Consider the following 21,497-nt stretch of genomic DNA (forward strand, 5'->3'; position numbering starts at 1 on the left):
CAAGTCATTTCAAGTCCAAGCAACCGACAACGGCCTACCATGCGTACCAGTCAATATTTGCTCGCCACACAGAAAGAAACGCCTTCCGACGCGGTTGTGATCAGCCATCAGCTGATGCTGCGCGCCGGCATGATCCGCAAACTGGCCTCCGGCCTGTACACCTGGCTGCCCATGGGCTTGAAGGTGATGCGCAAGGTCGAAGCCATCGTTCGTGAAGAAATGAACGCCGCCGGCTCTCTCGAAGTGTTGATGCCGAGCACACAACCGGCTGAGCTGTGGCAGGAATCCGGGCGCTGGGAAGAGTACGGCCCTGAGTTGCTGCGCTTCAAGGACCGTCACGGCCGCGACTTCTGCGCCGGCCCGACCCACGAAGAAGTGATCACCGACCTGATGCGCAACGAGCTGAGCAGCTACAAGCAGCTGCCGCTGAACCTGTATCAGATCCAGACCAAATTCCGTGATGAAATCCGCCCACGCTTCGGTTTGATGCGCGGCCGCGAATTCATCATGAAGGACGCCTATTCGTTCCACGCTGACCAGGCATCGCTGCAGGCCACCTACGACCGCATGCACCAGGCCTACTGCAACGTGTTCACGCGCCTGGGCCTGAAGTTCCGCGCGGTTGAAGCGGACAACGGCTCCATCGGCGGTGCTGGTTCCCACGAGTTCCACGTACTGGCTGAGTCCGGCGAAGACGATATCGCGTTCAGCAACGGTTCCGACTACGCGGCGAACATCGAGAAAGCCGAAGCCGTGCCGCGTGAAACCTCGCGTGCAGCACCGGCTGAAGAGCTGCGCCTGGTGGACACGCCAGAGACCAAGACCATCGCGGCCCTGGTGGAAAAATTCAATCTGCCGATTGAAAAGACCATCAAGACCCTGATCGTGCGCGCCGAGGAAGAAGGCAAGCTGATCGCCCTGGTGATCCGTGGCGACCACGAACTCAACGAAATCAAGGCTGCCCAGCAACCTGGCGTAGCCAGCCCGCTGGTCATGGCCACCGATGACGAACTGCGCAACGCCATTGGCGCCGGCGCCGGCTCCCTCGGCCCGTTGAACCTGCCGCTGCCGATCATCATCGACCGTTCGGTCGAGCTGATGAGCGACTTCGGCATCGGCGCGAACATCGACGACAAGCACTACTTCGGCGTGAACTGGGAACGTGACCTGCCGGTTCCGACCGTGGCCGACCTGCGCAACGTGGTTGCAGGCGACCCGAGCCCGGATGGCAAGGGCACCCTGGAAATCAAGCGCGGTATCGAAGTCGGGCACATCTTCCAGCTGGGTAACAAGTACAGCAAGGCGATGAAGTGCGAAGTGCTGGGCGAGAACGGCAAGCCGATCACCCTGGACATGGGCTGCTACGGCATCGGCGTATCCCGCGTGGTTGCAGCTGCCATCGAGCAGAACAACGACGAGAAAGGCATCATCTGGAGCGACACCCTGGCGCCGTTCCAGATCGCCCTGGTACCGCTGCGTTATGAAACCGAGCAAGTACGCGAAGCCACCGACAAACTGTATGCCGAACTGACGGCCGCCGGTTTTGAAGTGTTGCTCGATGACCGGGACAAGAAAACCAGCCCGGGCATCAAGTTCGCCGACATGGAGCTGATTGGCATCCCGCACCGGATCGTGGTCAGTGACCGCGGCCTGGCCGATGGCAACCTGGAATACAAGAGCCGGACCGAAGCCGAAGCCCAACCGTTGCCGGTGGCTGACGTGCTGTCTTTCCTTCAGGCGCGTATTCGTCGCTGAAAACCAGATCAAGAGAAGTCATGTTCAAGCGAAACACCAGAGCCCTGGGGGGCGCCGCCTTGTGCGGCGCCCTGCTGGTCAGCGGCTGCGCCAACCAGATGTCACAACGCAGTGAGCACGAGGAGCGGGTCGAGCGTAAGTTGCTCGACCACAGCCTGCAGATCGATGTAGGCGAGCCTAAAGTGCTGGAGCTGCCGCAACGCCGGGTTCGCATTCACGAGCAGAAGACCTTCGAGGTCACCGAGTTCGAAGTCACCCGTCGTTACGACCGCTACACGCCCTACCAGCCCTGGCGCAAACTCTATGAGCTGCCCCTGGGTGCGGTGGCTTTGGTGGCGGGCGCGGGTGCCAACGTGGCGAATATCTTCGCCCTCGGCAACTTGCCGACCAGCATGACCCACGACTGGCTGAGCTACGGCGTGGACGGCCTCAACCCGTTCATGAACGTGCAATCCCACGGCCGCGCGCAACAGAACCTGGCGGGTATCGATGAAGTCCAGCGTGATAAACGTGTGGAGTATTCGAGCTTGCCTTGGAGCGAACGACCGGTACAGGTGACTGCCGGCAAAAAGATCCACGAGCTGACCACCGACCGCAACGGCGTGCTGCGCCTGAACCTGTTGGACAGCCCGTTTGCCGAGCAAGACCTGAACCGCGTCACGACCTTGAAGATCAGCGTGGAAGATGGCCAGGACGACGTGCATTCGGACTCGACCCTGGCCATCAGCAGCACCTTGCGTGGCAAGCTGCTGGAAGCCCACGGTCTGATCTACGACGACCTGGAAGATGACGAAGTCAGCCAGTGGGTGCACCGGGTCAAGCGCCTGTCGGAGCTGGGCCTGGAAGAAGAAGCCAGTGAACTGGAACAAAGCCTGATCGAACTGACCCGCAATGATCCAGAGTTGCAGCAGGAATTTCTGCAGGCGTTGACCAAGGATGCAGGGCGACTGGTGGCAGATCCCGGCGCACGCTAAGCCTTAGGCCATGTGAAGATCCAAATGTGGGAGCAGGCTTGCCCCCTCCCACATTTTGCTCACGGTTGCTACCAGGAGAACTCCAGCTGTTCATTGCCATTGCTCAAATCCAGCAACCGCACCCCAATTCCCAGCAACCGCACCGGTTTCCCTCCGCGATTAAACGCCTGGGTCATCAGCTGTTGATAACTCTCCAGATCCCGGCCCGCCCCGGCCTGCTCCAAGGTCGTTTGGGTAAAGTCATGAAACTTCACCTTAACGAATGGCTTGCCCGCACGGTAACTGCTGTCGATGCGCGCCATGCGCCCCGCCAGGGTTTCCATCAGCTCAGGGAGTTTTTCCAGGCAGCTTGAGAGATCCGGCAGGTCCACATCGTAGGTATTTTCCACACTGATCGATTGCCGACGGTTGTCGTTCTGCACAATGCGCTCGTCAATCCCACGGGCCAGGTTCCAAAGCCGCTCACCAAAACTGCCGAATTCGCGCACCAGCGCCAGCTTGTTCCACTCGCGCAGTTGCAGGCAGTCTTCAATACCCAAACGTGCCAGCTTGTCGGCCGTGACCTTGCCCACGCCGTGCAACTTGCTGACGCGCAACTGAGAGACAAAATCCTCGACCTGGTCCGGCGTAATCACGAACAGGCCGTTGGGCTTTTTCCAGTCGCTGGCGATCTTGGCCAGAAATTTGTTCGGCGCCACGCCTGCCGACACGGTGATATGCAACTGGTTGGACACGCGACGGCGAATATCCTGGGCGATGCGCGTGGCGCTGCCGCCAAAATGTGGGCTGTCGGACACGTCCAGATAGGCCTCATCCAAGGACAATGGCTCGATCAGGTCGGTGTAGTCGCGAAAGATCGTCTGGATTTCCTTCGACGCTTCCTTATAGGCATCCATACGCGGCTTGACGATGGTCAGGTCCGGGCAGAGCTTCAAGGCATGACGCGACGACATGGCCGAACGCACGCCATACGCCCGCGCCTCGTAATTGCACGTAGCGATCACGCCCCGTCGGTCCGCCGAGCCGCCCACCGCCAGAGGCTTTTGCGCCAGGCTCGGGTTATCGCGCATCTCGATGGCGGCGTAGAAGCAATCACAGTCGACGTGGATGATTTTGCGCTGCGTCATATATAGAAGGGGTGAAATCCAACGGGCGGGCAGTATCGCACTCACCCCTGTATATAGCACCAGTAGTTTGAATCTTCCGCCTGAGCGGTAGGAAATTTCACAGATGAATTTATTTTCTCAATCGAAATCAGCATCCCGATAGAGCCCAAACCCTTGGCCCGACTGGCCCGCGCAGCCCATATACGCCCATATGGAGAGCTAACCGATTGAACCGCAAGCGCTTTTCTTCGAATCGCGGGTTGACACACTCGCGATCCTCTGTAGAATGCCGACACACAGACGCGGGATGGAGCAGTCTGGTAGCTCGTCGGGCTCATAACCCGAAGGTCGTCGGTTCAAATCCGGCTCCCGCAACCAAACATCAAAAAAGGCTACTCGAAAGAGTGGCCTTTTTTGTGCGTGGCTGTTTTTCAATCGGGGATCGCGTGAACTTCACTATGGGCTGCTTCGCAGCCCGGCGCGGGGCAAGCCCGCTCACCACAGCAAGCCCGCTCACCACAGCAAGACCACTCACCACAGCAAGCCCGCCGACCAAAAAGCGTTTTCAATCGTGAACTTAGGTTGCCTGGGCAGTTAATTCACACTTATTTGACTCATCGGTTGATTAACGGTTGACACCTCGCCGCTTGGCTGTAGAATGCCGCCCACAGACGCGGGATGGAGCAGTCTGGTAGCTCGTCGGGCTCATAACCCGAAGGTCGTCGGTTCAAATCCGGCTCCCGCAACCAAACATCAAAAAAGGCTACTCGAAAGAGTGGCCTTTTTTGTATCTGACGAAAAAGTTCTTCTGAAACAATGGCATGGCATCTTTCATGAAACCGTACACGGTTTGTGGAGTCCATCTCATCACACGCTATGCTTACTCCTCTACGACCAATGGCCGCTGTCGCCGCACTCGGTGATCCGCGTTAATATTTGTGATTATTTTGTCCATAGGGATTGGTAACTTGGCTGGATACCCCCATCCTGTCGCGCACAATCCACGAGGTGATTGATGCGCGCCAACTCGTCTGAACCACAAGACACCGTCACAGCAGAACATCCGATCACTCCCACCCGTTTACGTTGGCTGGATCTGTTGAGCAAATACCGGCAACCCATCGGGCTGGCGGTCACTCTGTTGCTGTTCGGCATCGCCCTGATCGCCTGCCGCCACTTGCTGCTGGAACTGGATCTCTACGCCCTCCACGACTCGATCCTGGAAGTGCCCAAACCCGCCCTGCTCGGAGCCTTTGCCGCTGCCGTTGCAGGATTCATCATTCTGCTGGGTTATGAGTTTTCCGGGGCGCGCTACGCCGGAGTGAAGTTGCCTGCCAAGACCCTGGCCCATGGTGGCTTCACCGCCTTTGCCATTGGCAACGCGATTGGCCTGTCGATGCTCTCCGGCGGTTCGGTGCGTTACCGTTTATACGCACGCCATGGCATCGGGGCTTCGGAAGTCGCCCATATGACCGTGTTCGCCAGCCTGGCCCTGGGTTGTGCCCTGCCGCCACTGGCCGCACTCGCGACGCTGAGCAACCTGCCTGCGGCGTCGACCTACTTGCACCTGTCGCAAGGTTTGCTCGGCGCGATTGCCGGTGCCGTGCTGCTGTTGTCGACCGCGCTGTGCATCGGTATCTATCGCCGCCGCTTGCCGGAGCAACCTTACCCCGACAATCTGCTGGTCAAGGTCGGCCGTCGCACCCTGCGCCTGCCCGGCCGGCGCCTGACGTTCCTGCAACTGGTGATCACTGCGCTGGATGTCGCCGCTGCCGCCACCGTCCTTTATCTGCTGCTGCCGGAAGCGCCGCCCTTCGGCCCGTTCCTGCTGGTGTACCTGCTGGCGCTCGCCGCCGGCGTGCTCAGCCATGTGCCGGGCGGTGTCGGGGTGTTCGAAGCGATCCTGCTCGCCGCGTTTGCAGACAAGCTTGGCGCTGCGCCACTGGCCGCCGCGCTGCTGCTGTATCGCATGATCTACGTGGTGCTGCCACTGCTGATCGCGTGCGTGTTCCTGCTGATCAACGAAGCGCAGCGGCTGTTCCAGACCCAGCAGAGCCTGCGCGTCGCCTCAGGCCTGGCGGCACCGGTGTTGGCCGTACTGGTTTTTTTGTCCGGCGTGGTCCTGCTGTTTTCCGGCGCCACGCCAGAGATCGACTCACGCCTGGAAAACATCGGCTTCCTGATTCCCCACCGCCTGATTGACGCCTCGCACTTTGGTGCCAGTCTGATCGGCGTGCTGTGCCTGTTGCTCGCCCAGGGCCTGCGTCGACGTCTGTCGGCGGCCTGGATGCTGACCATGGTGCTGCTGCTGGTGGGCGCCCTGCTTTCGCTGCTCAAGGGTTTCGACTGGGAAGAAGCCAGCCTGATGACCATGACCGCGATACTGCTGGCGATCTTCCGCCGCTCGTTCTACCGCGCCAGCCGCCTGACCGAACTGCCGTTTTCGCCGCTGTACCTGGTGGCCAGCGTCTGCGTGCTGGGCGCCTCGATCTGGCTGCTGCTGTTTGCCTATCAAGATGTGCCGTACAGCCATCAACTGTGGTGGCAGTTCACCCTCGACGCCAACGCCCCACGCGGCCTGCGCTCATTGCTGGGGGCCGCCGTGCTGCTGGTGATCGTGTCGCTGACCTGGCTGCTGCGCACCGCACGCCCGGTGATTCACCTGCCGACCCCGGATGAGCTGGAGCGTGCTTCCAGGATCCTGATGGCCTCGTCCCAGCCCGACGGCGGCCTGGCGCTGACCGGTGACAAGGCGCTGCTGTTCCACCCCAACGACGAAGCCTTCCTGATGTATGCCCGTCGCGGCCGCAGCCTGGTGGCCTTGTACGACCCGATCGGGCCGACACAACAACGGGCCGAGATGATCTGGCAGTTCCGCGACCTGTGCGATATCCACCATGCGCGCCCAGTGTTCTATCAGGTGCGGGCAGAGAACCTGCCGTATTACATGGACATCGGCCTTACCGCCATCAAGCTGGGCGAAGAGGCCCGCGTCGACCTGAAACGCTTTGACCTGGAAGCCAAGGGCAAAGAGATGAAGGACCTGCGCTACACCTGGAACCGTGGCACCCGGGACGGCTTGTCCCTGGAGATCCATGAACCGGGTACGGCGCCGATGGATGAATTAAAAGTCATCTCGGACGCCTGGCTGACGGGTAAGAATGTGCGCGAAAAGGGCTTTTCCCTGGGACGCTTCAGTGATGACTACCTCAAGCACTTTCGCATTGCGATCATTCGCTTCGAAGGACGCCCGGTAGCCTTCGCCAACCTGCTTGAGACGTACAATCACGACCTGGCCAGCCTTGACCTGATGCGTGCCCATCCGGAAGCACCCAAGTTGACCATGGAATTCATGATGGTCGGCCTGATTCAACACTATAAGAGTCACGGCTATGCCCGTTTCAGCCTCGGCATGGTGCCGTTGTCGGGGCTGCAACCGCGACGTGGCGCGCCACTGACCCAGCGCCTGGGCTCGATGGTGTTCCGGCGCGGTGAGCAACTGTATAACTTTCAAGGTTTGCGCCGCTTCAAAGACAAGTTCCAGCCCGACTGGGAACCCCGTTACATGGCCGTGCCCGCAGGACTTGATCCGTTGGTGGCACTGGCCGATACCGCCGCCCTGATCGCGGGCGGCTTGACTGGATTGGTGAAACGCTGATGATTCGACGCTCCTGGCGGTATGTATTGGCCTTTGTAGTGCTGCTGGCCCTGGTCCTGGGTGGCAGCTTTTGGTACTTGAAACGCCCTGCCCCGCAGCCGACCCTGGAGCAACTGCCCCAGGCCGACGGCTCGGTGATGACCCGCGTCACCCCAGCCGGCTCGTCCAAAGCCCGCGTCGCCGTGGCGGTGATGGCCGACGAAACCCTGACCGACAGCCAGTTGATCACCCTGAGCCAGGGTGGCAAGGCGCAGATCGTCCAGGTGATCCTGCCAAAAGATGACTGCAAGCTGCAGGAACAAGCGCTGCAAAGCGCCCTGGGCCAGCTCAAAGGCCCGGCGACCCTGGTCAGCGGCATCGGCCCTGGCGCGGCGCTGGCCTGGCGCTGGCTGGCCGCACAGAACGACGACAACGCCAACGCCATCTCCGTCGGCTTCGCTCTGGTGCAGGAAGGCTGCAAGGACCCACTGCCGAAAACGGCCGCACACGGCAACTGGCTGGTCGCGTGGAACGATAACCCTGACGACGAAAGCGCCAGTTTCGTACGCGACACACCGCGCGCCACCACCAGCATCAGCGACTACGACATTCACTACCCGCAGGTGCTGAACAACGAATTGCGTAAGCAACTGGTGGGTTCGGACAACGGCGGCCTGGCGATTCCCGTAGTAGAAGTCCCGGCAGGCCAGGCCAAGGACACTGTGACCCTGTTCCTCTCCGGTGATGGCGGCTGGCGTGATCTGGACCGTGACGTCGCGGGCGAAATGGCCAAGATCGGCTACCCGGTGGTCGGCATCGACACCCTGCGCTACTACTGGCAGCACAAGACCCCGGAACAAAGCGCCAAAGACCTGACCGAGCTGATGCAGCACTACCGCCAGAAATGGGGCACCAAGCGCTTCGTGCTGACCGGTTATTCGTTCGGCGCCGACGTGCTGCCGGCGATCTACAACCGCATGCCGGAAAACGAGCAGCAGCGCGTCGACGCGATCATTCTCCTGGCCTTCGCCCGCACCGGCAGCTTTGAGATCGAAGTGGAAGGTTGGCTGGGCAACGCCGGCAAAGAAGCCGCGACCGGCCCGGAAATGGCCAAGCTGCCGCCGGAGAAAGTGGTGTGCATCTATGGCGCCGAAGAAGTCGACGAGAGTGGCTGCACCGACAAGACAGCCGTAGGTGAGGCGCTGAAGCTGCCCGGTGGGCATCACTTCGACGAGAACTACCCGGCGCTGGCCCAGCGGTTGGTGGATATCATCGTCAAGCACCAGGCCAAGGCCGAGTAATTAAACCAACTGTGGGAGGGGGCAAGCCCCCTCCCACATTTGTTTTGCATTGCCAGTGAGATTCAGCGCGGCTCGATATGCGCAATCATCAGTTGCACGGTTTCATTCCCACGAAACTCGTTCACATCCAGCTTGTAGGCCAGTTCCACCCAGCGTACGGTCGGGTTCGGCCAGACCTCACGGTCCACCCCAAAGGCAATGCCATCGAGCTTCACTGAGCCACATTCGCTCTTGAGCACCACCTTCAGGTGCCGCTCACCCACCACCCGCTGTTCTACCAGCTGGAACACACCGTGAAACAACGGCTCGGGAAAGTGTTGCCCCCACGGCCCGGCATGCCGCAGGGCGCGGGCCAGCTCCAGGTGGAACTCCTCGACCGCCAGGGTGCCGTCGGACAGCAGGCGTCCGGTGAGGTCTTCTTCACGCAATTGCCGACGTACTTCGGCATCAAAGGCTTCGGCAAACAGTGGGAAATTCGCCTCGGGCAACGTCAGACCCACCGCCATGGCGTGGCCGCCGTATTTGGCGATCAGGGTGGGATGCTGGCTGGCGACCACCGCCAGGGCATCACGGATGTGAAAACCCGGCACAGAGCGCCCAGAGCCCTTGAGCAGGCCATCACCGGCGTCGGCGAAGGCGATGGTCGGGCGGAAATAGCGCTCTTTCATGCGCGAAGCTAGGATGCCGATCACGCCCTGATGCCATTCGGGGTCGAACAGGCACAGACCGTAGGGCATCGATTCCACCGGCAGGTCCTTGAGCTGGGCCAGGGCCTCGCGCTGCATGCCTTGCTCGATGGATTTACGGTCCTGGTTCATGCCGTCCAGTTGCGCTGCCATTTCCCGCGCCGCAGCGAAATCCGTGGTGAGCAGGCATTCGATGCCCAGGCTCATGTCGTCCAGGCGCCCGGCGGCATTGAGCCGTGGCCCCACGATAAAGCCCAGGTCGGTAGAGGTGATGCGCGCGGCGTCACGCTTGGCCACTTCCAGGATCGCCTTGATCCCCGGCCGAGCGCGACCAGCACGAATGCGCTCCAGGCCCTGATGCACCAGGATGCGGTTGTTGGCGTCCAGCGGCACCACGTCGGCGACGCTGCCCAGGGCGACCAGATCAAGCAGATCGCCGATGTTCGGTTGCGGCTTGTTCGCATACCAGCCCATATCGCGCAGGCGTGCGCGCAGGGCCATCAACACATAAAAGATCACGCCCACGCCAGCCAAGGCCTTGCTGGGAAACTCACAACCTGGCTGATTCGGGTTGACGATGGCATCGGCCGCCGGCAACTCATCACCCGGCAAGTGGTGGTCGGTGACCAACACCTGCAACCCCGCCGCCTTCGCCGCCGCCACGCCTTCGACGCTGGAGATGCCGTTGTCCACGGTGATCAGCAACTGCGGCTCGCGCTGCAATGCCACGGCGACAATCTCCGGGGTCAGGCCATAGCCGTATTCGAAGCGGTTGGGCACCAGGTAATCCACATGGGCCGCACCGAGCAAACGCAGGCCCAAAGTGCCCACGGTGCTGGCGGTGGCGCCATCGGCGTCGAAGTCGCCAACGATCAGGATGCGCTGGCGCTGCTCCAGGGCCGTCACCAGCAGATCAACCGCCGCGTCGATACCCTTGAGCTGCTGATAGGGAATCAACCGCGCGAGGCCTTTATCCAGCTCGGCCTCGGACTGCACACCGCGTGCGGCGTAGAGACGGGTCAACAGCGGCGGCAGATCGCCGAGGAATGGCAGGACAGCGGGCAACGGGCGAGGATCGATACGCATACGGGGGTGATGACTTCTCTGCGGATACAACGGTTAAACGACAATTCTTCATACAACACAAATCACTGTGGGAGGAGGCTTGCTCGCTCCCACATTTTTCAATTGCGTTCGCCAACCAGCCATTGCAGTTGCACTTCATGCTGGCCACGGTCATCGGTGACGAAGATCGTGCCTTCGCTGATCATCACGTCCCACTTGATCACGCGGGGCATGTCCTTGGCCAGGACCTCCAGAATCTCCTGAGGCACCGCGGCGATGTGCACGTTCTTCAGGTTTTTCGCCACCGGCACCACTTTGCCTTCCCACACACGCAGGCTGCCATACGCCAGCAGGCTGGTGCGTTCGGTGCGACGCGAACACCAGGTCAGGCGATCAGCATCGGGCTGGCCGACTTCAATCCAGTGCAGAACCCGATCATCCAGGCTTTTTTCCCACAGGGCTGGTTCGTCTACATCTGACAAGCCACGACCGAACGCCAATTGCTCGTTGTAAAACAGGGCATAGGCCAGCAGGCGCACGGTCATGCGCTCTTCGGTTTCCGAAGGGTGACGGGCGATGGTCTGTTTGACGCTCTCGTACACCGAACGATCAAGGTCGGTGAGGTTGAGTTCGAATTTGTAGGTCGTGGACGGCTGGGCCATGAACGGGCTTCTAGAGACAGGGAAAGGCGGCCAGTCTAACCGATGGCGGGGCCATTCAACGAATCCTGCGCTGCATCATGCTTATCCCTGGCCGCCCGCCTATGTTAAAAGGCTTCACACACCCGCTCTGCGTAGCCAAGGATCCTCATGTCGTTTAATGCCAAACCGCTTGCCGGCCTGAAAGTCATCGAACTCGGCACCCTGATCGCCGGCCCGTTCGCTTCGCGTATCTGCGCGGAATTCGGCGCCGAGGTGATCAAGGTCGAATCCCCGGATGGCGGCGACCCGCTGCGCAAATGGCGGAAGCTGTACGAGGGCACCTCGCTGTGGTGGTTCGTACAAGCGCGCAACAAGAAATCCCTGACGCTGAACCTCAAGCATCCGGACGGGCTGGCGATTCTCAAGCAACTGCTGGCGGACGCCGACATCCTCATCGAGAACTTTCGCCCCGGCGTGCTGGAAAAGCTCGGCCTGAGCTGGGAAACCCTGCACGCGCTGAACCCGAAACTGGTGGTGGTGCGGCTCTCGGGCTTTGGCCAGACCGGGCCGATGAAGGATCAGCCGGGCTTTGGCGCCGTGGGCGAATCCATGGGCGGGCTGCGTTACATCACCGGTTTCGAGGACCGCCCGCCGGTGCGCACCGGGATTTCCATTGGCGACTCTATCGCTGCTTTGTGGGCAGTGATCGGGGCGCTGATGGCGCTGCGTCATCGCGAAGTGAATGGCGGCGTGGGGCAAGTGGTGGATGTAGCACTGTATGAAGCCATCTTCGCCATGATGGAAAGCATGATCCCCGAGTTCGACGTGTTCGGCTTTATCCGCGAGCGCACCGGCAACATCATGCCCGGCATTACGCCGTCGTCGATCCATACCAGCGCGGACGGCAAGCATGTGCAGATCGGCGCCAATGGGGATGCGATCTTCAAACGGTTCATGAGCGCCATCGGCCGTGAAGACCTGGCGAACGACCCGCAGTTGGCGAGCAATGACGGCCGCGATGGCCGCCGTGATGAGCTGTATGGCGTGATTGATCGCTGGGTCAGCTCACTGTCACTGGAGCAGGTGGTGGAACGACTGAACAAGGCCGAGGTGCCCGCCAGTCGGATCTACAGTGCCGAGGACATGCTGGGTGACCCGCAATTCCTGGCGCGAGAGATGTTCCTCAAGGCCCGGTTGCCAGGCGGCAAGGACTTCAAAATGCCAGGCATCGTGCCCAAGCTGTCAGATACTCCCGGCAGTTGCGAGTGGGTCGGGCCGCAGTTGGGCGAACACAACAGTGTGTTGCTCAACGAACTGGGCTACGACGCCGCGGCCATTACCCGTTTACGTGAGCAAGGGGCGATCTGATGGCCAACTCAAGATAATGGCGCATCGTTGGCTGCTGGGCCTTTGTGCACCGTTGTTCGGACTTCTGCCATTGCCAGCCCAGGCGGCGGACACCTTGACCTGGCTGATCCGCGACTTGCCGCCGATGATCATCTTCGACGGCCCGCAAAAGGGTCAGGGCGCCATCGACGAATTGCTGCCGATGCTGATGGATCGCCTGCCCGAGTACCAGCACAAGATTCTGCACGTCAACCGCGCGCGCGGCCTGCAAATGCTGCAGACAACCGCCCTGACCTGCGACCCCACCATGCTGTGGACGCCGGAGCGGGCCAAGTGGGTGGTGTATTCGCGTCCGGCTTTTTCCATCGTCAGCAACGGCGTGGTGGTGCGCCAGGACCACCGTGAAGTGCTCGCGCCGTTTATCGCACAGCAGCGGGTCGACCTCTCGGCGCTCCTGCTGGATAAACACGCACGCCTGGGCGTGGTTGCCGAGCGCAGCTACGGGGCGTTCATCGACGACGTGCTGGAGCACACGGACGCACACAACCGCGTACTGCACTACGGAAACGACGCACTGGGCAGCCTGCTGCAAATGCAGCGCTTGGGGCGTCTGGAAGCGGTGCTGGGCTACTGGACTGAAATTCGCTATCACGCCCTGCGCCAGGGTATTGATCCGCTGACATTGGCGTTCTATCCCATTGCCGGCTCCATGCCCTACCAGCGTGTTCACATCGGTTGCTCCAATACGCCCCAGGGCCACCAGGCGATTGAACACATCAACCAAGTGTTGAGCGAACTGCCCCAAGCTCAACTGCTGCACTCCTACGCGGCCTGGCTCGACCCGACGCTACGCGCGCAATACCTGATCGACCACCCCCGGTTCTACCAGGACACGCCCATGCCCTGACAAATCGCGGGCAAAAAGAAACCCCGAAGCGTGGGGAGACACTTCGGGGTTAAACGTGGCCAACAAAGACCAGTACAGCAAGCCACAAACACCGGAGCACAATGTTTGCTCTTGCTGTTACAAAATCTGACCGGCCATGCTGTAGGAAGTTTCCATCAGTGAACAATTCTTCATGCGCGGGCAGCGCTGCGGGTCTGGGCAGCGTTGCGCAAGGCCGCGATGACCGAGGGCTCCACGCGCCCTTCCGCGATTTTGATATCGCGCAGCAAGCAGTCCACTACGTCCACCAGCACGCGCTTATCCATCAATTGGGCGCGGTCGACTTCACGCTCGACGACGATAGCGCCAGCAGGATTCTTCACCGTCACCAAGCACTCGTCCTGAACACCCGCGGTGGTCAGCGTAACCTGATAAGGGCTCAGTGCTTCTTCGAGCAATAGGCTGATACTTTCCATCTCGATCACCACTCAATAGTTCGGGAACAATCGTTTCAACGGGAGCTGCATCTATCCTAAGTGACTGGTTGTTACGTAGGAAAGTTCGCTTTTTCGTCTTTATAGGCCCGTCAGGGGATGACGAGAACCAGCATGCACTTGCAACATGACAACGAAAAAACGGCCGCACATAAGTGCTTACGCAATGAGTGGCTGTTTTGGGGTTTGCAGACGCCGGGGCGCAGAGCGAATCCTATACGCGTTGAGTGTTTTTCACTGCGCCGCGCAGGCGAGAGCGCATATCAAAAGGCCCTTATTGCGAAGGATGAACATGATGCTGGAACACAATGAACAACAAGCCTCGATCGAGAAAATTCACGCAGACATATCACGTATCTATGCTGAACAGCGCAAGTTCAACGCTGAAGTCCACAAGATAACCCGTGAAGTCTTCTGGTACCCCGTAGGCATCGCGATAGGCTTCTTCACAGCCGTAGGTACGGTAATGGCCCTGGCACATAAGCTGCTTACGTAGACCGTCGTTTAATCGGGCCTGCCAAAAACAAAAAACGCCGCTGCCCCAAGGAAGGGACAGCGGCGTTTTTGTGTACGCGGTTTGCCTTACAACGGCTTGCCCCGGTTGCCATGCTGGCTGACAAACGCCTGCACGGCTTTCAAGTCATTGGCCAACACCGTGCAACGCTCTTCACGTTCGAACAGGTCGGTCAGGTGCACCGGCAGCTCCAGCGCTTTGCCAACACCAGCCTTCTCCACCGCTTCGGGGAATTTGACCGGGTGGGCAGTGCCCAGGATCACCATCGGGATATCCAGGCTGCGACGACATTCGCGGGCGGCCTTCACACCGATGGCGGTGTGCGGGTCGAGCAGCTCGCCGGTCTGGGCATAGACTTCGGCAATGGTCTCGCAGGTCTGAGCATCGTCCACGGCCAGGGAGTCGAAGAGCTTGCGGGTTTCGGTCCAGCGCTCTTCATCCACGCTGAAACCGCCACCGCTCTTGAAGGTGTCCATCAAGCCGGCAATCGCCGAGCCGTTGCGACCGTGCATGTCGAACAACAGACGCTCGAAGTTCGACGAAACCATGATGTCCATGGACGGCGACAGGGTCGCGTGCAGGGTTTCCTTGACGTACTGATTGCCGCTCATGAAGCGGTGCAGGATGTCGTTGCGGTTGGTGGCGACGATCAACTGGTTGATCGGCAGGCCCATGTTGCGCGCCAGGTAGCCGGCGAAGATGTCGCCGAAGTTGCCGGTCGGCACCGAGAACGACACCGAGCGCGCCGGGCCGCCCAGCTGAAGGGAGGCGTGGAAGTAGTAGACGATCTGGGCCATGATCCGCGCCCAGTTGATCGAGTTCACCGCAACCAGGCGTGTGCCTTTCAGGAAGCTCTGGTCAGCGAAGCTGTTCTTGACCATTTCCTGGCAGTCGTCGAAGTTGCCTTCGATGGCGATGTTGTGGATGTTCTCACCAAAGATGGTGGTCATCTGGCGACGCTGCACTTCGGACACACGCTTATGCGGGTGCAGGATGAAGATGTCGACGTTTTCGCAGTGCTTGCAGCCTTCAATCGCCGCCGAGCCGGTATCACCGGAGGTCGCGCCGATGATCACCACGCGCTCGCCGCGCTTCTCCAGCACGTAGTCCAGCAAACGACCGAGCAGTTGCAGGGCGAAGTCCTTGAACGCCAGGGTCGGGCCGTGGAACAGCTCCAATACCCACTCGTTGCCGTTCAGTTGGCGCAACGGCGCGATGGCGCTGTGGGAAAACACACCGTAGGTTTCTTCCAGGATCCTCTTGAAATCCGCATCCGGAATGCTGCCGGTGACGAACGGGCGCATCACCCGGAACGCCAGCTCGTGGTACGGCAGGCCGGCCCAGGAGGCGATTTCTTCCTGGGTGAAGCGTGGCAGGTTTTCCGGCACATACAGGCCGCCGTCGGTGGCAAGGCCTGCCAGCAGGACGTCTTCGAAATTCAGGGCCGGTGCCTGGCCGCGGGTACTGATATAACGCATGACTGGCTCCTCTAAAACATTCTCGAACAGAGGCCGCCGAACGCGCGGGGCCCCTGGAACAATCGGTTAGTTCAGGTGTTCGACACGAATACGCACGACCGGGCCGACGACGCCTTGCAAGGCTTCCAACGCGGTGATGGCATCGTTGATGTGCTGCTCAAGCACGCGGTGGGTCAGCAGGATCATCGGCACCTGGCCGTTTTGCTCCTCGACTTCCTTCTGCATGATCGACTCGATGTTGATACCGCGCTCGGACAGGATGCTGGCGACCTGGGCCAACACGCCCGGATGATCCTTGGCCTGGATGCGCAGGTAGTAGGCGCTTTCGCACGCTTCGATCGGCAGGATCGGGTGGGCCGACAGCGAATCCGGCTGAAAGGCCAGGTGCGGTACGCGATTTTCCGGGTCGCTGGTCATGGCGCGAACCACGTCCACCAGGTCGGCGATCACCGAAGAAGCGGTCGGCTCCATGCCGGCGCCGGCGCCGTAGAACAACGTGGAACCGGCAGCATCACCATTGACCATCACCGCGTTCATCACGCCGTTGACGTTGGCGATCAGGCGATCAGCCGGGATCAGCGTCGGGTGCACACGCAGCTCGATACCGGCCGGGGTGCTGCGCGCTACACCGAGGTGCTTGATGCGATAGCCCAGGGCTTCGGCATAGTTCACGTCGGCGGTAGTCAGCTTGGTGATGCCTTCGGTGTAGGCCTTGTCGAACTGCAGCGGGATACCAAAGGCGATGGACGCCAGGATGGTCAGCTTGTGGGCGGCGTCGATACCTTCCACGTCGAATGTCGGGTCGGCTTCGGCGTAGCCCAGCGCCTGGGCTTCGGCGAGCACGTCTTCGAAGGTACGGCCCTTCTCGCGCATTTCGGTAAGGATGAAGTTACCGGTGCCGTTGATGATGCCGGCCACCCAGTTGATACGGTTGGCGGACAGGCCTTCACGGATCGCCTTGATTACCGGGATACCACCGGCCACGGCGGCTTCGAACGCCACGATCACGCCCTTCTCGCGGGCCTTGGCGAAGATCTCGTTGCCGTGCACTGCGATCAGCGCCTTGTTGGCGGTGACCACGTGCTTGCCGTTCTCGATGGCCTTGAGCACCAGCTCACGGGCTACGGTGTAGCCGCCCACCAGCTCAATGACGATATCGATCTCAGGGTTGGTGGCCACGGCGAAGACATCGTTGGTAATCGCAATACCGGTCGTTTCGAACTGAGGCTTTGGCGAACGCGTGGCAATTTGCGCCACTTCAATCCCACGCCCTGCACGGCGGGAAATTTCTTCAGCATTACGCTGAAGTACGTTGAAGGTGCCGCCACCGACGGTCCCTAACCCACAGATGCCTACTTTGACCGGTTTCACTGAAGAACTCCCCATGAAACGGCCGACGCAAGGTCGGCCGTGGAAAACAGCCGCACGACTGCGGCTTTCAATTGATGGCCCGTCGACTTATCAACGGGCCATGATCGTCAAAGGTTCGACGATGCTGGTTTATTTGGCACTCAGCGCCAGTTTGGCAACTTGTGGTGCCGGCTGGTAGCCCGGAATCACCTGGCCGTCAGCCAAAACGATGGCCGGCGTACCGTTCACACCGATGGACTGGCCCAGGGCGAATTGCTTGGAGACCGGATTGGCGCACTTGGCAGCCTTGATTTCCTTGCCGTCGACCATCTTGTCCATGGCCGCTTTCTTGTCGGCCGAGCACCATACGGCTTGCAACTGCTCGTCACCCGGCGAACCCAGGCCCTGGCGCGGGAACGCAACGTAGCGAACTTCCACACCGAGCTTGTTCAGCGCCGGCACTTCGGCGTGCAGCTTGTGGCAGTACGGGCAGGTGGTGTCGGTGAAGACCGTGATGTGGGTCTTGGTCTCGCCAATGGCCGGGTAAACCACGGTTTCAGCCACTGGGATACCGTTGATCAGCTTGGACACGCCCAGACGCTCGGCTTTCTCGGTCAGGTTGACCGGCTTGCCGTCCTTGAGCTGAAACAGGTAGCCCTGAACGATGTACTGGCCGTCCGCACTGGCGTACAGCACGCGGCTGCCCTTGAGCTTGACTTCATACAGGCCGGCCATCGGGCTGGCGCTGATGCTTTCGATCGGGGTGTCGAGTTGCAGGTTGGCCAGGCTCTTGCGGATGGTCTGCTCGGCAGCGTCATCAGCGACGGCAAAGGTGGAAACCAACGCAATGGCTGCGGCGGCAATAATCTGGGTCAAGCGCATGGGAACTCCTGAAGGCAGATGCAGGGACGGGAAGGAACACCGCTATCTCAGTAGACACGGGCCGGCACCGTCACCTTTGCTAACCGGCAAAGCCTACCACAGTTGGGCCGCAGGGCAGCCCGTGGCGGTATAAATTGGCGGTTTTCAGCCTCGTGGGTGGTGCTTGGCGTGCATATCCTGCAATCGCGCGCGCGCCACATGGGTGTAGATCTGGGTGGTGGATAAGTCGCTGTGCCCGAGCAGCATTTGCACCACGCGCAGATCCGCGCCGTGGTTGAGCAAATGGGTGGCAAATGCATGGCGTAACGTATGGGGCGACAGGCTCTTGCCAATCCCCGCGACCTTGGCCTGGTGCTTAATGCGATGCCAGAACGTCTGGCGGGTCATTTGCTCACCGCGCTGGCTGGGGAACAACACATCACTGGGACGGCCGCCGAGCAACTCGCCACGGGCATCGCGCATATAGCGCTCGACCCACACAATCGCCTCCTCCCCCATCGGCACCAGCCGCTCCTTGCTGCCCTTGCCCATCACCCGCAGTACGCCCTGACGCAGGTTGACCTGTTCCAGCGTCAGGCTGATCAACTCGGTGACCCGCAGGCCACAGGCATACAAGACTTCCAGCATGGCGCGGTCGCGCTGGCCGATAGCCTCGCTGAGGTCGGGCGCGGCAAGCAGAGCATCGACGTCGGCTTCCGACAAGGACTTGGGCAAAGGCCTACCGAGCTGCGGCATATCGACCTGCAGGGTCGGGTCCAGAGCGATGAGTTTTTCCCGCAGCAGATAGCGATAAAAGCCACGCACACCGGAGAGAAATCGCGCAGTGGAACGCGGCTTGTAATTCTGCTCCAGGCGCCAAGCCAAGTGATCGAGGATCAGCTCGCGGCCAGCATTGACCAATTCAAGGTTTTTATCCTGCAACCAGCCGTTGAACAGGGCAAGGTCGCTGCGGTAGGCCTGACGGGTGTTGTCCGACAGGCCCTTTTCCAGCCAGAGGGCATCAAGAAAGCGGTCGATCAGGGGGTGGTCAATGGCAGGCATGAGGGCTCGGGCGGATTACTGTAGTGTCTGTTAGATCCTATCGCAGGCAAGCCAGCTCCCACAGGGGTTTTGTGTCGGGTCACTGATTTGCACCCTCCACCGATCAAATGTGGGAGCTGGCTTGCCTGCGATGGCCGCGGCTCGGTCCAGGATCAGTCTACAAACCCAGGCAGCACAGGCACCGGACGCTTATCGGCATCAATCGCCACAAAACTGAACACACCTTGGATCGCCTTCTCGCGGCCATCGGCACTCATGCTCTCAACGAACACCTCAACCTCCACCTTGAGGCTGGTGTTCCCTACCTTGATAACCCGCCCGATGAGTTCAACGATAGAGCCCGCCGGGATGGCGTGATTGAAGTCGATGCGGTCAGTGGAGACCGTCACCAACGGCAAACGACAGAAACGCGTGGCGGTGATGAACGACACTTCATCCATCCAGGCCAACGCGGTGCCGCCGAACAGGGTGTTGTGGTGGTTGGTGGTGGGCGGGAATACGGCCTTGGTCACGTGGGTCACGGACAGATCGGTGCGACGCTGGATTTCTTCGGGGCGGGTGGTCATGGACAAATACCGGGGAATGGACAAATTTCAGGCACAAAAAAGCAGCCCGTAGGCTGCTTCTTTCTGCATCGGGAAGCTGGACTTAAGCCAGTTTTTCCTTGATGCGAGCTGCTTTACCGGACAGGTCACGCAGGTAGTACAGCTTGGCTTTACGTACGTCACCGCGACGCTTGACGGCCATGCTGTCGATTTGCGGGCTGTAGGTCTGGAAAGTACGCTCTACGCCAACACCGTTGGAGATTTTACGAACAGTGAAAGCACTGTTCACACCACGGTTACGCTTGGCAATTACCACGCCTTCGAACGCTTGCAGACGCGAACGGTCGCCTTCCTTCACTTTCACCTGAACGACAATAGTGTCGCCCGGGGCAAAGGTAGGGATCTCTTTGGTCATCTGCTCTGCTTCGAGTGCAAGGATGATTTTGTTAGTCATGCTGTGCTCCTAAGGTAAGTCAATGGACCTACCATCGATACGTTGTTAACTATCGTCCCGCGCGAGGATGTATTCCTCGAGCAGCTTCTTCTCTTCTCCAGAAAGCGAGCGGCTTTCCAGAAGATCGGCGCGTCGTTCATAGGTCCGACCAAGGGACTGCTGTAAACGCCAACGCCGGATGTGTGCGTGATTGCCACTTAGCAATACGTCGGGAACACGCTGATCCGCATACACCTCCGGTCGGGTGTAGTGCGGGCAATCCAGCAAACCGTCCGTGAAGGAATCTTCCTCCGCGGAGTCCGCATGCCCTAAAGCTCCAGGCAGCAGTCGTGTAACCGCATCTATCAGGACCATCGCCGGCAGCTCACCGCCAGACAGGACATAGTCCCCAATCGACCACTCTTCATCGACATGAGCTTCAATAAAACGCTCGTCAATGCCTTCATAGCGACCGGCAATCAGGATTAATGCTTCCTCATTCGCCAGTTCGCGCACCGCCGCCTGTTTCAGCTGACGGCCTTGAGGGGACAGGTAAATTACCTTCGCCTTCTCCCCGGCAGCTGCCTTGGCCTGAACCAACGCGTCTTCCAGGGGCTTGATCTTCATCACCATGCCCGGGCCACCGCCAAATGGGCGATCGTCCACAGTGTGATGTCGATCCGTCGTGTAGTCTCGCGGGTTCCAACAGGTGAGCTGCAAGAGCCCCTGTTTCACCGCCCGACTGGTGATGCCGTACTCGCTGATGGCGGAAAACATCTCGGGAAACAAACTGATCACTTCAATGCGCAAATTAGCCACGCTTAGAAGTCCGCGTCCCATTCCACCTTCATCTCGCCCGCTACCAGGTCGATAGCCAACACACACTGCTCCGTATAGGGCAGCAGGCGTTCGCGATCATCCAGGCTGCCAGCGCAAGGCTTGACCACCATTACATCATTGGCGCCGGTTTCCAGAAGATGATCGATTTTCCCGAACAATTGCCCGAGTTGATCAATAACCTTCAGACCTTCCAGCTGGTACCAGTAGTACTCGCCGTCGGTCAATTCAGGGAACAGGTTGCGCGGCACGCAGATCTCATAACCAGCCAGAAGACGAGCTTCTTCACGATCATCAAGACCCTTGAGCTTCGCGACCAGGAACTTATCGCTCCCGCGTCCGCTGACCAGCTCGACCTGTTTCACACTCCCTTCGCGCCTGAGCGTCCAGGTTTTGTACTGCAACAGGTTTTCAGTCGGATCAGTAAAGGAATACACCTTCACTTCGCCGCGAACGCCATGAACAGAATAAATCTTGCCGATAACGATCAAATCATCAGCAACAGCTGGCGTCGCGTTCATATTG

General features: G+C 60.1%; 19 protein-coding genes and 2 tRNA genes. 9 read left to right on the forward strand and 12 right to left on the reverse strand.

All coding sequences use genetic code 11. The annotated features are described in order from the left end of the window. Positions 1-39: 39 nt before the first annotated feature. Both EJD88_RS05665 and EJD88_RS05670 read left to right on the forward strand, forming a co-directional pair. Entirely contained in the window at positions 40-1,755 is a 1,716-nt protein-coding gene (locus EJD88_RS05665) for a proline--tRNA ligase (protein WP_099585559.1), read from the forward strand. Positions 1,756-1,775: 20 nt separating this feature from the next. After that, the gene (locus EJD88_RS05670) at positions 1,776-2,729 is read left to right on the forward strand and encodes a hypothetical protein (RefSeq protein WP_099585560.1); all 954 of its coding nucleotides are present in this window, start codon (positions 1,776-1,778) and stop codon (positions 2,727-2,729) included. A gap of 68 nt (positions 2,730-2,797) precedes the next feature. On the opposite strand, the gene dinB is transcribed toward EJD88_RS05670, so the two are convergent. Beyond that, positions 2,798-3,856: a DNA polymerase IV gene (gene dinB, locus EJD88_RS05675; RefSeq protein ID WP_158877149.1), complete on the reverse strand. Its 1,059-nt coding sequence runs from the start codon at positions 3,854-3,856 to the stop codon at positions 2,798-2,800. A gap of 280 nt (positions 3,857-4,136) precedes the next feature. Between dinB and EJD88_RS05680 the strand changes: the two genes are divergently transcribed. From EJD88_RS05680 to EJD88_RS05695, 4 genes are all read left to right on the forward strand, one after another. Further along, positions 4,137-4,213: transfer RNA gene (locus EJD88_RS05680), tRNA-Met, on the forward strand. Positions 4,214-4,507: 294 nt separating this feature from the next. Next, positions 4,508-4,584, forward strand: a tRNA-Met gene (locus tag EJD88_RS05685). A gap of 266 nt (positions 4,585-4,850) precedes the next feature. Further along, positions 4,851-7,493, forward strand: a complete 2,643-nt coding sequence (gene mprF / locus EJD88_RS05690; protein ID WP_158877150.1) for a bifunctional lysylphosphatidylglycerol flippase/synthetase MprF — start codon at positions 4,851-4,853, stop codon at positions 7,491-7,493. Next, complete coding sequence (locus EJD88_RS05695) at positions 7,493-8,773, forward strand: virulence factor family protein (RefSeq protein WP_158877151.1); 1,281 nt, start codon at positions 7,493-7,495, stop codon at positions 8,771-8,773. The genes mprF and EJD88_RS05695 overlap by 1 nt, the downstream gene beginning before the upstream one ends. 62 nt (positions 8,774-8,835) lie before the next feature. Here EJD88_RS05695 and recJ read toward each other — a convergent pair whose 3' ends face one another. Together recJ and EJD88_RS05705 are read right to left on the reverse strand one after the other, a co-directional pair. Continuing rightward, on the reverse strand, positions 8,836-10,545 hold the full coding sequence (gene recJ / locus EJD88_RS05700; RefSeq protein WP_158877152.1) for a single-stranded-DNA-specific exonuclease RecJ: 1,710 nt from the start codon (positions 10,543-10,545) through the stop codon (positions 8,836-8,838). Positions 10,546-10,643: 98 nt separating this feature from the next. Next, complete coding sequence (locus EJD88_RS05705) at positions 10,644-11,186, reverse strand: YaeQ family protein (RefSeq protein ID WP_158877153.1); 543 nt, start codon at positions 11,184-11,186, stop codon at positions 10,644-10,646. A 147-nt stretch (positions 11,187-11,333) separates the two neighbouring features. Here EJD88_RS05705 and EJD88_RS05710 point away from each other — a divergent pair, with 147 nt between their 5' ends. Beyond that, positions 11,334-12,533, forward strand: coding sequence for a CaiB/BaiF CoA-transferase family protein (locus EJD88_RS05710; RefSeq protein ID WP_158877155.1), 1,200 nt, complete (start codon positions 11,334-11,336; stop codon positions 12,531-12,533). A 16-nt stretch (positions 12,534-12,549) separates the two neighbouring features. Then, entirely contained in the window at positions 12,550-13,419 is an 870-nt protein-coding gene (locus EJD88_RS05715; protein ID WP_158877157.1) for a TIGR02285 family protein, read from the forward strand. A 170-nt stretch (positions 13,420-13,589) separates the two neighbouring features. On the opposite strand, the gene EJD88_RS05720 is transcribed toward EJD88_RS05715, so the two are convergent. Beyond that, on the reverse strand, positions 13,590-13,874 hold the full coding sequence (locus EJD88_RS05720) for a DUF3509 domain-containing protein (protein ID WP_099585568.1): 285 nt from the start codon (positions 13,872-13,874) through the stop codon (positions 13,590-13,592). A 313-nt stretch (positions 13,875-14,187) separates the two neighbouring features. Here EJD88_RS05720 and EJD88_RS05725 point away from each other — a divergent pair, with 313 nt between their 5' ends. After that, the gene (locus tag EJD88_RS05725) at positions 14,188-14,388 is read left to right on the forward strand and encodes a hypothetical protein (protein WP_099585569.1); all 201 of its coding nucleotides are present in this window, start codon (positions 14,188-14,190) and stop codon (positions 14,386-14,388) included. An 86-nt stretch (positions 14,389-14,474) separates the two neighbouring features. Here EJD88_RS05725 and thrC read toward each other — a convergent pair whose 3' ends face one another. The 8 genes from thrC to rimM all read right to left on the reverse strand — a co-directional run bounded on the left by thrC (position 14,475) and on the right by rimM (position 21,493). Next, positions 14,475-15,884, reverse strand: a complete 1,410-nt coding sequence (thrC, locus tag EJD88_RS05730; protein WP_158877159.1) for a threonine synthase — start codon at positions 15,882-15,884, stop codon at positions 14,475-14,477. A gap of 66 nt (positions 15,885-15,950) precedes the next feature. Continuing rightward, complete coding sequence (locus tag EJD88_RS05735; protein ID WP_032890791.1) at positions 15,951-17,255, reverse strand: homoserine dehydrogenase; 1,305 nt, start codon at positions 17,253-17,255, stop codon at positions 15,951-15,953. A gap of 129 nt (positions 17,256-17,384) precedes the next feature. After that, on the reverse strand, positions 17,385-18,116 hold the full coding sequence (locus EJD88_RS05740; RefSeq protein WP_003175893.1) for a thioredoxin fold domain-containing protein: 732 nt from the start codon (positions 18,114-18,116) through the stop codon (positions 17,385-17,387). A 144-nt stretch (positions 18,117-18,260) separates the two neighbouring features. Continuing rightward, complete coding sequence (gene xerD / locus EJD88_RS05745; protein ID WP_158877161.1) at positions 18,261-19,157, reverse strand: site-specific tyrosine recombinase XerD; 897 nt, start codon at positions 19,155-19,157, stop codon at positions 18,261-18,263. Between the two features lie 152 nt (positions 19,158-19,309). Then, positions 19,310-19,723, reverse strand: a complete 414-nt coding sequence (locus EJD88_RS05750; RefSeq protein WP_099585573.1) for an acyl-CoA thioesterase — start codon at positions 19,721-19,723, stop codon at positions 19,310-19,312. A gap of 82 nt (positions 19,724-19,805) precedes the next feature. Continuing rightward, a complete protein-coding gene (gene rplS / locus EJD88_RS05755; RefSeq protein ID WP_003175895.1) occupies positions 19,806-20,156 on the reverse strand; it encodes a 50S ribosomal protein L19 in 351 nt (116 codons plus the stop codon). A 45-nt stretch (positions 20,157-20,201) separates the two neighbouring features. Further along, positions 20,202-20,975, reverse strand: coding sequence for a tRNA (guanosine(37)-N1)-methyltransferase TrmD (gene trmD / locus EJD88_RS05760; protein WP_024077235.1), 774 nt, complete (start codon positions 20,973-20,975; stop codon positions 20,202-20,204). Further along, on the reverse strand, positions 20,957-21,493 hold the full coding sequence (gene rimM, locus EJD88_RS05765; RefSeq protein WP_099585574.1) for a ribosome maturation factor RimM: 537 nt from the start codon (positions 21,491-21,493) through the stop codon (positions 20,957-20,959). The genes trmD and rimM overlap by 19 nt, the downstream gene beginning before the upstream one ends. Positions 21,494-21,497: the final 4 nt, after the last annotated feature.

It is taken from the genome of Pseudomonas sp. PB105 (genome assembly GCF_009764655.1).
Taxonomy (GTDB): Bacteria; Pseudomonadota; Gammaproteobacteria; order Pseudomonadales; family Pseudomonadaceae; genus Aquipseudomonas; species Aquipseudomonas cyclaminis.